At 74.3% G+C, this 3,493-nt stretch carries 4 protein-coding genes; 1 reads left to right on the top strand and 3 read right to left on the bottom strand.

What is annotated here, in order from left to right:
* Together ACLEQD_RS39490 and ACLEQD_RS39485 are read right to left on the bottom strand one after the other, a co-directional pair.
* Positions 1-1,188: protein kinase domain-containing protein (locus ACLEQD_RS39490; protein WP_410391087.1), on the bottom strand; the 1,188-nt coding region annotated here is incomplete at its 3' end.
* A gap of 152 nt (positions 1,189-1,340) precedes the next feature.
* Complete coding sequence (locus ACLEQD_RS39485) at positions 1,341-1,607, bottom strand: hypothetical protein (protein WP_410391086.1); 267 nt, start codon at positions 1,605-1,607, stop codon at positions 1,341-1,343.
* Positions 1,608-1,961: 354 nt separating this feature from the next.
* Here ACLEQD_RS39485 and ACLEQD_RS39480 point away from each other — a divergent pair, with 354 nt between their 5' ends.
* Positions 1,962-2,810 carry a TonB C-terminal domain-containing protein gene (locus ACLEQD_RS39480; RefSeq protein WP_410391084.1) on the top strand — a complete coding sequence of 283 codons (849 nt, stop codon included), beginning with the start codon at positions 1,962-1,964 and terminating at the stop codon, positions 2,808-2,810.
* A 1-nt stretch (position 2,811) separates the two neighbouring features.
* Here the strand turns inward: ACLEQD_RS39480 and ACLEQD_RS39475 are convergent.
* A partial coding sequence (locus tag ACLEQD_RS39475; RefSeq protein WP_410391083.1) for an amidase family protein occupies positions 2,812-3,493 on the bottom strand: 682 nt, incomplete at its 5' end.

Below are 3,493 nucleotides of genomic sequence, written 5' to 3'. Positions count from 1 at the left end.
CGCGGCGCCCTCGCAGCCCGTGGGGTCCCGGCCGTGGAGGACGTGCGTGAGGCCCACCGCGGACAGGAGCAGCAGCGACGCGCCGGCCACGCGCAGCCGCCGCGTCCTGCGCGCCGCGGGGTCGGACTCCAGCGCGGCGATGAGCGCCTCCATGGACGCGTGGCGGTCCTCGGGCTTCACCGACAGGCCCTTCAACACCACCTTGCGCAGCCACTGCGGCACGCCGGAGTGCCGGGGCACGCCCTTCACGCGGCCCGCGTGCACCACCTGGGACAGCTCCTCCACCGTCGAGCCCGCGAAGGGGCGCTCGCCGTAGAGGCCCTCGTAGAGCGCGACGCAGAAGCCGAACTGGTCGCTGCGCGCGTCGGTGCGCTCCTCGGGCGGGAACTGCTCCGGGGCCATGTACGCGGGCGTGCCGCCCTCCATGGCGCGCGGATGCGCGGGGCTTCCGGGGGCCACCGGCGGGGCCACGGCGCCGGACATGATCCGCGACAGGCCGAAGTCGGTGACGCGCACGCGGCCGTCCTGGCCGACGAGGATGTTCTCCGGCTTCACGTCGCCGTGCACGACGCCCACCGCGTGCGCCGCGGCGAGCCCCCGGGCCACGGCGATGAAGACCTCCACCACCTGGCGCCACGGGTGCGGACCGTCGTGCTCCCACTTGCGCAGCGTGTGCGCGTCCACCAGCTCCATGGCCAGGAAGACCTGCCGGCCGAAGGTGCCCACGTCGAAGACGGAGACGACGTGCGGGTGGGAGACGCGGGCCATGGCCTGCGCCTCGCGCAGCACCTGCGTGCGGCCGGCCTCCGCGCCCAGCCCCAGCGCCTCCACCTGGAGGAGCTTGAGCGCGACGCGGCGGTCCAGCTCCGGATCATAGGCGGCGTACACGACGCTCATCCCGCCCACGCCCAGCATCTCCAGGATGAGGTAGCGGCCCACCGCCGTGCCGCGCGCGAGCGGCGGCGTGGGCAGGCGCAGGCGCGGCTTCCTCCCGCGCCACGGGTCCACGGCCAGCGTCGCCAGCTGGCTGTCGAGGACCTCCTCCTCCGGAGCGGGCTCGGGGGAGGCGGCCGGCGGTTGCACCTTCAGCGCCTCGGACACCATGCGCCGGCAGGAGGGACACGTGTCCAGGTGCTCGTCGACGAGCGCGGCCCTGTCGGGCGGCAGCGTCCCGAGCAGGAGGTCCATGAACGTGGGTTCGTCCAGACAGGCGAGGGGCATGGGAGGCACGCGGAAGGGCGGCAGCACAGCAGGACTCACGGCCTGCGTCGAGTCACCCTGGGGACGTTCCAGCCGTTGAAGGGTCGCCTGCCCGGCCGGAGGTGCGTCGGTTCGCGAACTCAGGTCCTGATGTGGGTTGAGCCAGGGGGCGCTTTCTGGAAGCGTCCGAGCATGCGGCGCCTGCGACGACTCGGATGGGCCGGGCTGATCTCCCTGGTGCTGCACGCCCTCCTGTTCGGGCTGTTGTGGACCGTGCAGCCCGCGCCGTCGTCCACCGGACGCACGGCCCGGATGCGCGCGAAGACGGTCGAGGTGGAGATCATCACCTCGCCACCTGTCACCTCCGTGACACCGCCGCCCGCATTGCCGCCGACGAGCGACAGCACACCGCCGCCGCCCTCGCGGCGCGCGCGTCGGCGAAGGACGAACCGGCCCCACCGCCTCCGGCCGTGGCGACACAGGAGCCACGGGAGAACACGCCTCCTCCGTCGGAGCCGCGCGCGCCGGCGAAGGACGCACAGGACGGGACACCGCCAGCGACCGCGACGCGCGAGCCCCCGGAGGATACGCCGCCTCCCGCCGAGGCCCCGCGCCCTCCCGGGGAAGACCTCCCCCGCACCGGCATCTCGACCCGCGGGCCTGCCGCGGACGGGGACCGGCCCACGGCGGATGCACCTGTCGCCCAGCCTCCGGGCACCCTTCCGCCGAACCTGCTTCCCACCCCGGGCTCGAGCTCCGGGGTGATCATCACGACGCCGGAGAACTCGCGCGGCGGAGGCCGCACGGTGCGCCCCGGCGACCCGAGCCTGTCCGCCGAATCCCTCGCCGCCGAGGAGCACGCACGCGTGTCGGAGCGCGTGCAGGGCATCGTCGACGAGCGCCGCGCGCGCGACCGCGTGGACACCGGCCGCATCCATCCCTACTTCGGCCAGCTGCGCGCGCAGCTGGAGAAGCAGATGGACGCCCCGCCCCTCTTCGACATGCCCAGCTTCCCCAAGCAGCTGCTGTACTCCTACGCGGACAAGGCCCGGCGGTTCGGCGCCACCGGCTCCCCCGGGAACGTCCCGGGGCCCCGCAAGCCCCCCAAGCCGGGCGAGCTCATCGCGCGGAAAGCCCGCGACGAACCCGGCTACAACCGGCTGCGCGGCCTCACCCAGGCGGGCGAGGAGCTCCAGGACTTCGCCCACGGCGTCAGCACCCTGAAGCTCGTCGTCACGCTGGAGCTGCTCCAGGGCGCGGACGGCACGCTGCGCGAGGTGAAGCTCATCAGCCGCAGCGGCAACCGCGCCTACGACGACTACGTGCTCCAGGCCGTCCCGCCCGCGCTGGGGAAGTTCCCTGCCCCTCCCTCGGAGGCCATGGGCGTGCACGCCGAGGGCATCCGCAGCGTGTGGGCCGTGGAGGGCCGCGTCGTCTACGTGCGCAAGGTCAGCGACATGAAGCAGGGCACCGACAACGTCTACCTCGCGGCCCTGGCCGCCGCGGGCCTGCTCGCGGGCAACTTCGATGAGACGACCGGCGAGGTCTACGTCATCGACGTGCGCAACCCGCACTTCGAATGCCGCTCGCGCCTGCTGCGCGTCTACTGACTCAGGGCGTGAACGCCGGGGGCCACCGCACGCCGCCGCCCAGGGGCAGGAGCGCCTCCGCCACGTCGAGCAGCGCCCCGTCCGCCCACCGCCGCCCCACGAGCTGCACGCCCACCGGCAACCCCGCCGACGTGCGCCCCATCGGGAACACCACCACGGGGCTCCCCGTCGCGTTGAACAGGCAGGTGAACCCGCCGAAGGCCTCCAGGTACTCGCGGGGCACCCCGTCCACCTCCACCGGCGCACCGAACGGCGTGTGCACCGGCGCGGCCGTCATCGCCACCGGCACGAGCCACGCGTCCCAGCCGGCCAGGAAGTCCTCCAGCAGCGCGATGTGCCCGTCCCGCCGGGTCAGCGCCGCGCCGTAACCCGACATCTCCATGCGGGTGCCCTGGACGATGGCCTTCGCCAGGAGGTCGCGCTCCAGGGGGAGGAACTGCTGCTGGTAGCCGTCGCGCACGGGCGGGGGCAGGGGCGCGCCCACCTCGCCGCCCTCCATCAGCCCCCACACCTCCACCAGGTCCGCGAAGTCCTGCCCCGCGGGCACCGCCTGCTCCACCACGGCGCCCTCCGCGCGCGCGGCGGCGGTGAAGCGCTGGAGCACCTCCCGCGTCTCGCGGTCCGCCTGGAAGGGGCCCAGCGTGTCCGCCCACGCCAGCCGCAGGCCCTTCAGCGCCCGGGGC

This window comes from Corallococcus sp. 4LFB (genome assembly GCF_046520365.1).
Lineage (GTDB): Bacteria > Myxococcota > Myxococcia > Myxococcales > Myxococcaceae > Corallococcus > Corallococcus caeni.
This window is presented reverse-complemented; position numbering and strand designations above follow the sequence as displayed.